Raw genomic sequence first — 13,232 nt, 5'->3', positions numbered from 1 at the left:
CACACCGTAACCGAAGGTGTCAGGCTTCCTTTTTGGAGCCGAACGCATCGGATAGCCACGAAAAGAACATGGCTGCCAGGAACGCCCAGATACCGAGGATGACGTCGGCATAGATGGTGCCACCCAGTGTCGCTGGCTCGGCTTGGAGGCGATGGAAATCAAGGCCGTGAAACAACTGGCTCATGAATCGCATAAACGGCTCGGGGAGTACGAACCAAACGAGCGCGCACAGGGCATAGAACAGCATGACCGTCACGGCAAAGGTCACGCCTGTTTTGACTGGTTTCATCACAACCTCCCGCAGTTGATGCAGTAGCGGTTAGTGAACCTTGGCGCCCGGTGGGCTGCCAAGATGAGGAAAGAAGGCAGGTGTTCTGCTTCGGTATTCCTCGTATTCACGCCCGAACTCAGCGAGGGCTTCCTTCTCTTCTTCCTTGGCCAATCGAACGTACATCCACACCAGGATGGGGAACATCAGCACGGTAAGTATCGTCGGCCACTGGAGCAGGAAGCCAAACATAATCAACATAAACGCAACGTACTGAGGGTGTCGCATACGGGCATAGAGGCCGGACATCGCCAGACGATGGGCGCACTGCGCGGTGTAGAGAACGCGCCACGCCGACGCGAGCATGATGAAGCCGCCAAAAATCAGGACGTTGCTGACGATATGGAACACCCCGAAATGCGGGTTGGCTCGCCAGCCAAACATCATCTCAAGCAAGTGTCCCGAGTCATGCGCGAGGAAATCGACACCGGGGAACTTGGCAGTGAGCCACGGCAAGAGCAGGTAGATGGTCAACGGTACGCCGTACATCTCGGTGAACAGCGCCACGATGAACGCCGAGAAAGCACCAAACGACCGCCAGTCGCGGCTGGTCTGGGGCTTCGTAAAGCTGAAGGCAAAGATGATAAAGACCGCCGAGTTGATGAACACCAGCGACCACAGACCGTAACCGAAAGAGGCATCGTGTTGCATCACCGCTCTCCTTTGGTGTCGACTTCTTCCGGCTCTTGCTGCCTACCGTGGTGATGACCGTGTCCATGGCCACCATGCATGAACAAGTGCATGAGGGGACACGAGGCGAGCAGAAGGAACGGCAAGAACTGGATGACATGAGCCCGGTGTTCGGTCCACAGAAAGTACGCAATCACCAAGAGAAAACCAATCAACACCAGCTTGGACCGGGAAATGGTTCCATACGGCTCGCCTTGCTGCTCGTGCTCACGGTGGTCCATTTCACGCTCCAACGTTAGGAAGGCAGATTGGCTGGCATTCCGCCAGCCCATTGCAACAACCTCGCATTTTCAGTATTGGCGTTGTGAAATTCCGGAGGTTGACCCTCGTCAACCCCCCCACGGCAAATGCTTCTTAGGCCTGGATGAGTGTCAGGCTGGGGGTAGCCATGCACGTCGGTTGCCGTCGGACAGCATGCGCCTTGGCATGATTTCCTCGATCGCAGGCTTGGCTGGTATCGAGATGAGGAGCCGGTGCCGGGCGAGGGATGGCGGACAGAAAGTCGCCCGAGTACCTGCCGCATCTGCTTAAACACTAACGCGGATCAACCCTCCCCCGATATCTCGGCACACCTGTGCAACGAATTTCGGTGCTACGAATGATCGGCCACACCGAAACAGCAAATGACCATACGCGTGAGGGCATTTATCCGATATTTGACCTGGCAACATGAAGTTCTGTGAGCGACGGCCGATAACACTATTTTGTCTTCCCCCCAATGTCCCATGTCCGATAGCGCCCCCACTCAAGGCTGTACCACGTGTCGAAACGGTCACCTTTGCCTTTCCCGCGGTTTGAACGCCCGTGAGGCGGCGCTGGTAGAAGACATCGCACAGCGAAAAATCCGGGTAAAGAGAGGCGAGTCAATCTTCCGCTGTGGCGATCCCTTGGATGAAATCTACGCGGTGAAATACGGCACGTTCAAGCTAACGCTTGGTACAGCCGAAGGCCGCGAGATGATTGCCGCCTTCTACCTGAGCGGCGACATATTCGGCACGGACGGATTCGAATCGGATACCCGAACCTCAACCGCAATCGCATTGGAAGACTCGGAGGTGTGCGCCGTATCGTGGAAGCGCCTTGCCGAGCTAGCACAGCAAGAAAGTGCCATTCAAAAACTGGTTACGCAGATCTTCAGCACGCGCATCGGCCGCAAACAACGCCTGATGCTCTGCCTCGGTTCCATGCGCTCGGAGGAGCGCGTCGCCGTGTTCTTGCTCGATCTTTCGGAGCGGCTGAAAGAGCGGGGCTTTTCAGATCGGCACATTGTTCTGCGCATGAGTCGGGAAGAGATTGCCGAGCACCTAGCCATGCAGCTCGAGACCGTGAGCCGAATTTTCAGTTCGCTCGCGCGCGAGGGCATTTTGCGAGTCAATCATCGCGAAATTCAGATATTGGACGTACAGGGCTTGGCGACGGTTGCACAGGCGCGTGTTCAGAAAAATCGTGCTTTCTAAGATCGTTTGCTGGCGAGTTACGCCTACGGCGTAATACGGGTCGACGCTTTCCACGAAAAGCTTTCCACGAAAAGGGAGCGCGACGACAAATGCGCCATGCGTCGATTCCGCGCCCCCTTTTGCAAACGATGCTCCCGTTAGTGGGACCACACTTGCAAGCGACAAACCACACCACGGCACCTGCCCCCGACGCTAGCTGTTCTCAACGTCGCGAATTGCGCCGACTATGCTGCGGGTCGTGTCCGTTGAAGTGGGGCTTGTCTTGAAGCATGCAAAGTGCGCTGTGTAACGTAGTCATAAAACGCGTAGACCCTGAACACCGACGCAAAGCCGGTCTTGACTTGCGATCGAGCCGTCATGGCCGTTGTGCATCGACGGCTGGACGGAAAATGCCTCCCGGTACAAGCGCGCAGATATCGAAGCCCATCTCGTTGTCGCCAGTCTCTTCTGCGCCCTCGAGCGCCCAGTTCGCCCAATCCTTCAATCGTCGGCACGTACTTGCACGAGCGTCAACGGACTGGTGAAAGTAGACCTGCAGCATCAACTCCGTCAGGTGGAATGAAAATGAATTGACCTGCTTGTCGCCTCGCGGGCCTTCCACTATCCACCACGCGTGTGCATCTATTCCGCCTAATTCATCGCCTTCAAGCCGCAAGACGGCCCGACGAGGCAGCGTCTCTGTCAGCGCATCTTGGAGTTCCCGTAGACAAGTCCTTTCGGCTTCGTTGATCCGCTCGCGCATAAGACCTCCCGCATTTCCCCGCGCCCACATTGATGGGCCGCCATTCGAAGGTAGCTTCTGCGTAACCCCATGCATTGACGGCGCACAACGAACCGGTGTTTAGAAAGCCAGCCGGAGGAAAGGGCACAACCCAACAGCCGTTGGACAGAGCTTCCACTCACGTCAATGGCGGCACTGATGCGCCCCGATAGAGCGAAAAATCGTGTTCCCGGTCTTCCCGCCCCACGCGAATGGCGTCTCTCTCATCGAGAAAGAAGGCGTTTGGCGCGGTGAGTACCAAGTCGTAGCCCGTGTCTGCGCACTGTTCTCCACCCTGGAATTCCAACTGGACGCTCAACCATTCGCTCACCCGCCGACAAATCTCTTCCCGTCTTGGGTGATTCAATCGGCAGTACGCCTTAGCCTCGTCCAAGCTGAAATGCACCGCTACCGTGCATTCCTGCCGATTGCCACGGACTGTCGACATCGCCCACTTCGCTGCCACGTCATAGCCACCGCAAGGGGCACGAGCCGAATTGACGAGCGCTCCTCTAGGCAATGCGCGGGACACTGAGGACTCCAGTTCCCAAAGCGCGGCGGCAACCACCTCGTCTGGTTGTTGTTCATGCATGACGTTTCCCCGTTTTCAGCCTATTGAATGGCTCTTTCTGATAGCACTCCACGGTAAGCCGATGCGGGCCTTCACTGGCTGATACAGATCAACCTCTAAATCTGCCGCGCAGCATTTAGAAATGACGCTCGCGGGTTTTCCTGTGGTCCAAGCCCCTCCCCCGATCGTGCTTTTTTCCCACCATTGAAGAAATGGCCAACCGCCTCCGCTGCCTGGAAGCCAACTGCTCCGCCCCCCCCCCGGCGAGGAACCCTGGCATGCCGGCTGCTTCCGCCCACGGGAGCGCAACGGAGGCCACGCATGCATCACGCATTACGAGTGACAAAGCGAACTGCAGCAGGTTGGCTGTTCTTCCTGGCATCGACGGGCGGCAACGGACTTTCGCTTGCGCAGCCTACTGAGCCCCGCCCGGCGTCGCCAGACGTCGCTCCAGCGGCCCTACCGAAGACCGTAAAACATTCCTTGTCGCGATATCCGGACACCGTGCGGGCCTCCGCGCCTGATCCCTCCACGCCGCAGGCCGCGTCTCCTTCCCCAGGATCGGGCGGGGCTGGGGCATCACTGGGCCTTCGGGCACCAGTGCCGGCGCAGGCCCCGGCGGCCCGGCCGACATGCGTGGCGCGCCTGCGCATAAGCAGCCATTGCGTTAATGTTGTCGCCAAAACCTGATAAGGGTCTCGAATGAGAGCGAGTGATGACCAGCGCAGCGGAACTGATCGTGACAACGCCCAAAGGCCTGTACTGCCCAGTAGGCGACTTCTACATTGACCCTTGGCGGCCGGTTGACCGTGCCGTCATCACCCACGCCCACAGTGACCACGCCCGCATCGGGCACCGGCATTACCTTGCTGCCGCCCCTGGTGCGGGTGTGCTGCGTACGCGCCTGGGTGAGGACATCCCCCTCCAGACGCTGCTGTACGGCGAATCCATCGTCCATCACGGCGTCCGGTTGAGCTTTCATCCGGCGGGGCATGTACTCGGGTCCGCGCAGGTGCGGCTGGAATACGACGGCGACGTATGGGTGGTGTCTGGCGACTACAAGGTCGAGGCGGATCGCACCTGCACGCCGTTCGAGCCGGTGCGCTGCAACACATTCATCACCGAATCCACATTCGGACTGCCGATCTACCACTGGCGGCCGCAGACCGAGATTTTTGCGCAGCTCAACGCATGGTGGCGCGGCAATGCCGAAGCGGGTCGCACGAGCGTCGTGTTCTGCTATGCGTTCGGCAAGGCCCAGCGCATTCTGTCGGGGCTCGATACCGGCATCGGGCCGATTGTTTCGCACGGCGCCATGCTGCAGTTGGACGCCGCCTATCGGCACGCGGGCGTGGCGCTACCACCCACGCAACTGGCGGCAGACGTGCCTCGCGCTGAATTGCGACGCGCTCTGGTGCTGGCGCCGCCCTCCGCCCAACGCACGCCGTGGATGCGCCGTTTTGGCGACTATGCCGATGCCTTTGCCAGCGGTTGGATGCAGCTTCGCGGGGCGCGTCGGCGGCGCGGCGTCGATCGCGGCATCGTGCTGTCAGATCATGCCGACTGGCCCGGCTTGCTGCAGGCCATTGATGCCACGGGTGCCACGCGTGTCTATGTCACGCACGGGCAAGTGGCCCCGATGGTGCGCTGGCTGTGCGAGCGCGGCCTCGATGCACGCGCCTTCGCCACCGAGTACGGCGACGAGGGTGAAGAAGGCGATACGGCCAAGGCAGGCGAACCAGCAGACACGCCCGCGCCATGAAAGCCTTTGCCGATCTGTACGCGCAGCTCGACGCCACCACATCGAGCAACGGCAAGTTGGCCGCACTGGTGGCCTACCTTCGCACCGCGCCCGATGCCGACGCCGCCTGGGCGGTCTACTTCCTGGCCGGCGGCAAGCCCCGCCAGTTGGTGCCCGTGCGCGTGCTCGCCAGCTTTGCGCAGACCACGTCCGGCTTGCCGGATTGGCTGTTTGACGAGTGCTACCAAGCCGTAGGCGACTTGGCCGAGACCATCGCGCTCGTCCTGCCCGATGCCGATCATGCAGACGACGCCAGCCTGGCCGAGTGGATGGAAACGCGTTTGCTGCCATTGCGTGGTCAGCCCCCCGAGCTGGTACTGCCTCGCCTTGCGGAACTGTGCCGGGGCCTCCCGCTGCATGCGCGACTGGCGTTGATGAAGCTGATCACGGGAGCGTTTCGCGTGGGGGTGTCAAAACTGCTGGTCACGCGCGCGCTGGCCGAAGTGGGCGGCACCGACCCCAAGCACGTCGCGCAACGGCTGATGGGCTATACCGACATAGGCCAGGCGCCCACCGCCGAGCGCTATCGCGCGCTGCTGGCCGATGCCAGTGTCGATGGCCACGCACTCGATACCGGGCACCCGTATCCGTTCTTCCTCGCGCATCCGCTGCAGGCCGACGCGCAAGCCTTCGACACACTGCTGGGCCCACCCACTGAATGGCAAATCGAATGGAAATGGGATGGCATCCGCGCGCAGCTCGTACGCCGCGCCGACAGCGCATGGCTGTGGTCGCGCGGCGAGGAACTCATCACCGATCGCTTCCCTGAACTATCCGCCATGGCGGAGGTATTGCCTTCCGGCACCGTGCTTGATGGCGAGATCGTGGTGTGGCAAGACGGCCGCGTGCAGCCGTTTGCGCTGCTTCAGCAACGCATCGGCCGCAAGACGCTGAACGCGCGAGTGCTGCGGGAAGCGCCGGCCGTGCTGCTGGCGTATGACCTGCTCGAATGGCGGGGGCAGGACCTGCGCGAGCGCACGCAAAGCGAGCGGCGCGTGCAACTCGAACGTGTGATTGCCACATGCATCCATCCGGCGCTGGAGCTGTCTCCGTTGCTTCAAGGCGACGACTGGCAGCATCTTGCGCACCAGCGCGAAGCCTCGCGCGCGCTGGGCGTCGAAGGGCTGATGCTCAAGCGGCGCGATGCGCGCTACGGCGTGGGCCGCACCAAAGACGTGGGCGTGTGGTGGAAGTGGAAGATCGATCCGTTCTCGGTGGATGCCGTCCTCATCTATGCGCAGCGTGGCCACGGCCGGCGCGCGAGCCTGTATACCGACTACACCTTCGCCGTATGGGATGCACCGCCCGACGTGCCGGAGCGCAAGCTGGTGCCCTTTGCAAAGGCGTACTCCGGCCTGAGCGACGCAGAGATCCGCCAAGTCGACGCGCTCATCCGCAAGACCACGGTGGAGAGCTTCGGCCCCGTGCGCAGCGTAGCGCCCACCCTGGTGTTCGAACTCGGCTTTGAAGGCATTGCACGCAGCGCGCGCCACAAGAGCGGCATCGCGGTACGGTTTCCGCGCATGCTGCGCTGGCGCCACGACAAACCCATTGCCGAAGCCGATACGCTGCAGACGCTGGAAAGCCTGCTGCCGCCGTCATGACCGAGCCTGCCCTGCCCGATCTTGATGCCTGGTTTGCCGCGCGCGACTGGACGCCGATGCCGTTCCAGCGGGCCGTGTGGTCGGCCATGGCGCGCGGCGAATCGGGCCTGCTGCACGCCACCACGGGTGCGGGGAAAACCTATGCCGTCTGGCTCGGTGCGTTGCAACGGTTGGCGCAAGTGCGCGGGCGCGGCGGCGCGCCGCCGTTGTCGGTACTGTGGCTCACGCCCATGCGCGCGCTGGCGGCCGACACCACGCGCGCATTGACCGACGCCGCACAGGCATTGGCGCCACATTGGACGCTCGGGCTGCGCACCGGCGACACCGGCAGCGCCGAGCGTGCCGCGCAATCGCGCCGTTTGCCTACCGCCCTGGTGACAACGCCCGAGAGCCTGTCGTTGCTGCTCGCGCGCGCCGATGCGCGTGAAGCCCTCGGCTCTGTACGCGTGGTCGTCGTCGATGAATGGCACGAACTGGTGGGCAACAAACGCGGCGTGCAGGTGCAGTTGGCGCTGGCGCGGCTGCGCACGTGGTCACCGGGGCTGGTCGTGTGGGGACTTTCCGCCACGCTGGGCAACCTGGCTGAAGCGATGGATGCACTGGGCGATGCGGCGGCGCCCACCGCCGGCACGCTGGTGCAAGGCCACCTGCCCAAGCGCATGGAGATCGATACGCTGCTGCCCGATGGTGTGGGCCGATTTCCTTGGGCCGGGCACCTGGGTATGGCGATGCTGCCCCACGTGCTGGAAGAGCTGGAAAGTGCCCGCACCGCGCTGGTGTTTCTCAACACGCGCTCGCAAGCGGAGCTGTGGTACCAGGCCGTCATCACTGCGCGACCGGAATGGGCGGGGTTGATCGCGTTGCATCATGGCTCACTGGACCGCACAACGCGTGACTGGGTGGAGACCGGGCTCAAGCAAGGCATGCTCAAGGCGGTGTTCTGCACGTCAAGCCTGGATTTGGGCGTCGACTTTCTGCCAGTGGAACGCGTACTGCAGATTGGCTCGCCCAAGGGCGTGGCGCGGCTCTTGCAGCGTGCCGGGCGATCGGGCCACGCGCCGGGCCGGCCCTCTCGCGTGACGGTGGTGCCCACGCATAGCCTTGAACTCGTGGAAGGCGCAGCCGCACGCGCAGCCGCCATGTCGGGCCAGGTGGAAGCCCGCACCTCACCGCACAAGCCGCTCGATGTGCTGGTCCAGCATCTGGTGACGGTGGCGCTGGGCGGCGGCTTCGTGCCCGACGCGCTGTTGGAGGAAGTGCGCCGCGCATGGGCTTACCGAGATTTGCGCGACGACGAGTGGCAATGGGCGCTCGACTTCGTGCGGCAGGGCGGCCACTCGCTCACCGCATATCCCGACTACCACCGCGTCATGCCGGATGAACATGGCATCTGGCGCGTGCCCGATGCACGGCTCGCACGGCGGCACCGCATGAGCATCGGCACCATCGTCAGCGATGCAACGATGACGGTGCGCTGGTGGCGTGCTTCCGGCGGCGGTGCGTTGGGGTCGATCGAGGAGGGTTTCATTGCGCGGCTGCGCCCCGGCGACAACTTTCTGTTTGCGGGCCGCCTGCTGGAACTGGTGCGCGTGCAGGACATGACGGCCTATGTGCGGCGTGCCACCGGCAAACGCGCTGCCGTGCCGCGCTGGAACGGTGGTCGCATGCCGCTTTCCACCGAGCTGGCGCACGCGGTGGTCGCGCAGCTCGATGCGGCGGCACATGCGCGTTTCGACAGCCCCGAAATGGAAGCCGCACGCCCGCTGCTGGAACTGCAGGCGCGCTGGTCTGCGCTGCCCACCACGGCAACGCTGGTGGCCGAGACTCTGCACTCCCGCGAGGGCTGGCATCTCTTTCTCTACCCGTTTGCCGGGCGGCATGCGCACCTGGGGCTGGCAAGCTTGCTGGGCTGGCGCGCCGCCAATCGCACGCCAGCCACTTTCTCCCTGGCGTTCAACGACTACGGCCTCGAACTCCTGTCGGCCACGCCCATCGACTGGCCCGCGTTGCTGGCCACCGGCGAACTCTTTTCCACCCACACGCTCATGCAGGATGTGCTGGCCAGCCTCAACGCCGGAGAACTGGCGCAACGCCGTTTTCGTGAGATCGCACGCGTATCGGGGCTGGTGTTCCAGGGCTACCCTGGCGCGCACAAGAGCACGCGCCAGTTGCAGGCATCGTCCGGCCTGTTCTATGAAGTCTTCCGGCGCCACGACCCGGGCAACCTGCTGCTCTCGCAGGCGGAAACCGAAGTGCTGCGCCAGGAGCTGGACCTCGACCGCATTGAATCTGCCCTCATCCGCATGCGCGGTTTGCGGCTTGAACTGTGCGCACTGACCCGGCCTTCGCCGTTCGGCTTTCCGTTGATGGTGGAGCGTTTTCGCGAGCAGCTCTCGACCGAGAAACTGGCGGATCGGATCGCGCGCATGCTGGCCGAAGCCGAGCGTGCCGCAGGCCCCGAGCCGTCCGACCCGGATGCCGCAACACGGCCGGCGATTGACGCAGACGTACAGGCCGCGTTGCGCTTGACTGAATCGCCCGACACAGCGGGCAAATCCGGCCGCCGCACCCGCAGGCCACGCAAGACATCGAAGCCGCTCCCACTGCTATGACCGCTCCCCAAGACCTCGTCATCCAGTGCGCGGGCGAGACCGTATGGCTCCTGCCCGAGCGCGCGCTGTGGTGGCCCGCGCAACGCATGCTGATGGTGGCCGATGCGCACTTCGGCAAGGCGGCAACCTTCCGTGCGCGCGGCGTGCCCGTGCCCACCGGAGGCACCGTCCAGGCGATCGCTCGGCTGGATGCCATGCTGGCGCGATTGCCAGTCTCACATATCGCGTGGCTGGGCGATCTGCTCCACGCCCGCGAGGCGCACGCAGCAATCGACGCGCTCGTCGCCTGGCGCACACGACACGCCGACGTAGCCTGCACGCTGGTCCGCGGCAACCACGACCGCCATGCGGGCGACCCGCCTGCGGACCTGCGCTTCAACGTGGTGGAAGAACCGTGGGCAATCGGCCCCTTCGCCCTATGCCATGAGCCGCAAGTGGTGGCCAATCGCTACGTCATCGCCGGCCACGTGCACCCGGGCATTGTCATCAGCGGGCGCGGAAAGGATCGGCTCCGGCTGCCGTGCTTCCGCTTTGGGTCAACCGGCGCACTGCTACCCGCCTTCGGCGAGTTCACGGGCTTGTGGACCGCACCCGTTGCGCCGGGCGAAGCGCTCTATGGGGTGGCTGACAACCGAGTCTGGCCGCTGCCCAGCTAGACGACGCAATTTGGCTGTAGGCCCAGCGCCCAGGCTCAAAACTCAAGGCCGCTCATGCGTGAGCAGCAAGCGGGCCTGTTCCATGCCGTCGCGAATGGCCTCGCCTTCGGTATGCCAGCCGCGCCAGGTCTGGGAAGCGCCGATAGCAGCGTTTGTGCCCGCAGATGGGTGCGGCGCAGCAGATCAGATCAATTGGCCCAGGCGCGACAGTGCTCAAGATACTGGCGCTCGTGCAGCCCGAGCAAGTCGACAATCGAAGACCACAGCCAGAACGGCGCATTGATGGACCGTCCGTGACGCGCCTTCAGCTCACGGTGCCAGGCCATGGCGACATCTCGCGGCATCTGGCTGCCGTGTGCGAGGCCCACGATATTGCCCAGATAAGCAGCCAATACCGTGGCGTCCTTGTGCTCCAGCTTGTCGACAGACAGCTTCAGATCTTGCGGTTGAAGTTCGCGCATGAAAAAGCTGCTACCCAGCATGCGCCCCCATGCCATGCGATCGCCCAGGTCGGGAGAGAGACGGCGCGCACCTGTGACCACGCGCTCGCCGTTGATCCGGGGCATCTCGCCTGCTGAGGCACTGGGCGCTGCAGCCTTCCCCGCCTCCTTGATGTCGATCAGCCGATACCGCGGCCCGCGATCCTGGTCGACCGCGAGCAAGGCGGCATAACGCCGCTGCCCGAGCGAGCTGCACCCTTTGACCCAGTACGCCGCATCCACGATGCTGACCGAGGCTTCCCCGGGCATCTCGTAAAGGCGCGCCACCAAGGCAAGCACCTCGTGCTGGCTCACGAGTTGTTTCAATTCGCGCCGTTCTTCGCGAGAGAGCGGCCAAAAATGGCGCCCCAGAGGAATGGACGGAGACGTGCCATCGAGCCGCTCCTGGGCCAACTGTTTCCACGTACGCGCAGTCGCCGCCTTCATGGCGGTACGCACGGAGGCGGGGCGCGGCGGCAGGTGCAGCGCCGCATCCGGATCGATGCCGTGCAGATAGCCCGCCATCAGCGCTTCCACCATTCGTGCGGTCACGATGCCCGGGAGGTCTGACCCGCGAGCGGCCGTCGCCAGCGACACGCCAAGCCGAATCAGGTCGTGCGCGGGATTACCAAGCACCGTCTGGTCCAGATCCCGGATTTGTATGCGCGTGGCGCCGGAGGCATCGCCAATGGGGCCGAGGTTACCGACATGGCAATCGCCGCAAATCCAGATGACGGGCCCCTCCGGGAAGGTGTGCGGCTGCACCTCGCTCAGCCACTCGTAAAACTTCACGGTGCTGCCGCGAACGTACGCATGAGTCGAACGCGTCATCTTGGATTGACGCAGCCGGGCGAGTACGGGCGCGCGGTTTTTGGGGCTCACCACGCTGCGCGACGATTTTCGTTGGGGCATGTCTGTGCTGAACCTGGGACGCTTCAGTTGGTTGATGAACGACCAAACCGTATGCAATAAGCGTTCCCTGGCCCCCGAACAGCGTAGATAACGCCTCCACGGTGCCGAACCTTTGCTATGCTTGCTCGAAGCGCGCTGCACAGGCGTCGCTTCCATTGAATGGTCAACTTTACCCAACCATCTATTCTCACTATGGCCACCAAAACCAAGACCGCTGCCAAGACCGCTGCAAAGAAGGCCTCGCCGGCTAAAAAGGCCGCGCCGGCAAAGAAGCCTGCTGCAACGACGCCGACCCTCAAGCCTTTGAAGGACACGTTCACCAAGGCGAGCCTGGTGAGCCATCTGGCTGAACAAGCTGCCGTCGACGCCAAGGCGGTGAAGGCCGTGCTGCTCCATCTGGAGAACACCATCGTGGCTTCGCTGCACAAGAAGGGCGCCGGCGAATTCACGCTGCCGGGCCTGTTCAAGGTGACGTCGGTCAAGGTGCCGGCAACCAAGCGCCGCTTCGGCAAGAACCCCTTTACCGGCGTCGACCAGTGGTTCGAAGCCAAACCGGCAACCGTGCGCGTCAAGGTCCGCGCGCTGAAAAAGGTCAAGGACGCAGCGGTCAACAGCTGATAATCGCAGCAAGAAACCGCCGCAAAGAAAAAGGGAGCCTTGGCTCCCTTTTTTGCGTGCCTGCTGGTCAAAAGAACCAGCAGTGATACCTATGTCACATATACGACTGATGGACTACTGGAATTCCTAGCGCGCCTTACCCCGCGCCTTTCCGCCGCTGCGGGCACCCTCGTGGCCACCGGCGGCCCCGTCCCCGCTCATGCGTTCCAGCCAGGAAAGCGCATCGACATACGACAAAAACTGCCGCAGATAATCGGGTGCTACCTCGCGCATCAATAGCAGTGACCGATGCACAAGACTGCTCGAATTCAGCGGACCCGCATTCACCGGCACCTTCTCCAAGGCGTCGCGCAACTGTTTTTCGGCGCTGACGCGGGACCAGGTGTCCCGCACGTCTTCGAGAATCTTCAGGTCCGGCAATGTGTGCAGATGCCGCGCTGAACCGCCATTCGCAGCGTCGCCGACATCCATGCGTTCACGGCTGGCAATGTCACGCAGCAGTTCGGCCAACGCGCTGCCGGCAGGCGCATCTGAGTCGGACGAAACGGACGCCGCCTTCGCGCGATCGACATCGCCCGCATAGGCCGCGACGAGTTCGCCCAACCGCGCTTCGAGCATGCGCCGCGCCTCGCCGGTTTGACCGGACGTGCGCCGATGAAGCGCCTCGATGAAGCAAAAGCGCACGCGGTTCAGCCGGTCCGCGCCGCTTGCGCGCCAACTGTCGAGCATGGCTTGCGTGGACAA

The 13,232-nt window shown here is 63.1% G+C and carries 13 protein-coding genes; 6 read left to right on the top strand and 7 right to left on the bottom strand.

Translation table 11 applies throughout. The features are described 5' to 3' along the window. Window positions 1-19: 19 nt before the first annotated feature. Genes BG83_RS0116085 through BG83_RS0116075 form a run of 3 tightly spaced genes read right to left on the bottom strand, consistent with a single transcriptional unit; the run spans window position 20 to window position 1,239 of the window. Window positions 20-289, bottom strand: coding sequence for a DUF5676 family membrane protein (locus tag BG83_RS0116085; RefSeq protein ID WP_024977713.1), 270 nt, complete (start codon window positions 287-289; stop codon window positions 20-22). Between the two features lie 30 nt (window positions 290-319). Next, window positions 320-979, bottom strand: coding sequence for a methyltransferase family protein (locus BG83_RS0116080; RefSeq protein WP_024977712.1), 660 nt, complete (start codon window positions 977-979; stop codon window positions 320-322). Then, window positions 979-1,239: a DUF2933 domain-containing protein gene (locus tag BG83_RS0116075; RefSeq protein WP_024977711.1), complete on the bottom strand. Its 261-nt coding sequence runs from the start codon at window positions 1,237-1,239 to the stop codon at window positions 979-981. The genes BG83_RS0116080 and BG83_RS0116075 overlap by 1 nt, the downstream gene beginning before the upstream one ends. A 504-nt stretch (window positions 1,240-1,743) precedes the next feature. On the opposite strand from BG83_RS0116075, the gene BG83_RS0116070 reads away from it, so the two are divergent. Next, on the top strand, window positions 1,744-2,475 hold the full coding sequence (locus BG83_RS0116070; protein ID WP_024977710.1) for a helix-turn-helix domain-containing protein: 732 nt from the start codon (window positions 1,744-1,746) through the stop codon (window positions 2,473-2,475). A gap of 355 nt (window positions 2,476-2,830) precedes the next feature. On the opposite strand, the gene BG83_RS0116065 is transcribed toward BG83_RS0116070, so the two are convergent. Together BG83_RS0116065 and BG83_RS0116060 are read right to left on the bottom strand one after the other, a co-directional pair. Continuing rightward, window positions 2,831-3,217 (bottom strand): hypothetical protein, encoded by a 387-nt coding sequence (locus tag BG83_RS0116065; RefSeq protein WP_024977709.1) that lies wholly within the window; start codon window positions 3,215-3,217, stop codon window positions 2,831-2,833. 157 nt (window positions 3,218-3,374) lie between these two features. Further along, window positions 3,375-3,827, bottom strand: coding sequence for a hypothetical protein (locus BG83_RS0116060; RefSeq protein ID WP_024977708.1), 453 nt, complete (start codon window positions 3,825-3,827; stop codon window positions 3,375-3,377). 694 nt (window positions 3,828-4,521) lie between these two features. On the opposite strand from BG83_RS0116060, the gene BG83_RS0116050 reads away from it, so the two are divergent. The 4 genes from BG83_RS0116050 to pdeM are packed head-to-tail and all read left to right on the top strand — an operon-like array spanning window position 4,522 to window position 10,479. Next, window positions 4,522-5,568, top strand: a complete 1,047-nt coding sequence (locus tag BG83_RS0116050; RefSeq protein WP_024977706.1) for a ligase-associated DNA damage response exonuclease — start codon at window positions 4,522-4,524, stop codon at window positions 5,566-5,568. After that, window positions 5,565-7,211: an ATP-dependent DNA ligase gene (locus tag BG83_RS0116045; RefSeq protein WP_024977705.1), complete on the top strand. Its 1,647-nt coding sequence runs from the start codon at window positions 5,565-5,567 to the stop codon at window positions 7,209-7,211. Before BG83_RS0116050 ends, BG83_RS0116045 begins: the two co-directional genes overlap by 4 nt. Continuing rightward, window positions 7,208-9,823, top strand: coding sequence for a ligase-associated DNA damage response DEXH box helicase (locus BG83_RS0116040; RefSeq protein WP_024977704.1), 2,616 nt, complete (start codon window positions 7,208-7,210; stop codon window positions 9,821-9,823). Before BG83_RS0116045 ends, BG83_RS0116040 begins: the two co-directional genes overlap by 4 nt. Then, entirely contained in the window at window positions 9,820-10,479 is a 660-nt protein-coding gene (gene pdeM / locus BG83_RS0116035; RefSeq protein ID WP_024977703.1) for a ligase-associated DNA damage response endonuclease PdeM, read from the top strand. Before BG83_RS0116040 ends, pdeM begins: the two co-directional genes overlap by 4 nt. Window positions 10,480-10,667: 188 nt before the next feature. Here pdeM and BG83_RS0116030 read toward each other — a convergent pair whose 3' ends face one another. Continuing rightward, window positions 10,668-11,870, bottom strand: a complete 1,203-nt coding sequence (locus tag BG83_RS0116030) for a DUF2252 family protein (RefSeq protein ID WP_024977702.1) — start codon at window positions 11,868-11,870, stop codon at window positions 10,668-10,670. A 192-nt stretch (window positions 11,871-12,062) separates the two neighbouring features. Between BG83_RS0116030 and BG83_RS0116025 the strand changes: the two genes are divergently transcribed. After that, window positions 12,063-12,488, top strand: a complete 426-nt coding sequence (locus BG83_RS0116025; RefSeq protein ID WP_004631552.1) for an HU family DNA-binding protein — start codon at window positions 12,063-12,065, stop codon at window positions 12,486-12,488. 126 nt (window positions 12,489-12,614) lie between these two features. Here the strand turns inward: BG83_RS0116025 and BG83_RS0116020 are convergent, their stop codons facing one another. Then, the gene (locus BG83_RS0116020; protein ID WP_235193207.1) at window positions 12,615-13,232 is read right to left on the bottom strand and encodes a DUF2894 domain-containing protein; all 618 of its coding nucleotides are present in this window, start codon (window positions 13,230-13,232) and stop codon (window positions 12,615-12,617) included.

Source organism: Ralstonia pickettii (assembly GCF_000607165.1).
In the GTDB taxonomy this organism is placed as follows: Bacteria; Pseudomonadota; Gammaproteobacteria; order Burkholderiales; family Burkholderiaceae; genus Ralstonia; species Ralstonia holmesii.
This window is presented reverse-complemented; position numbering and strand designations above follow the sequence as displayed.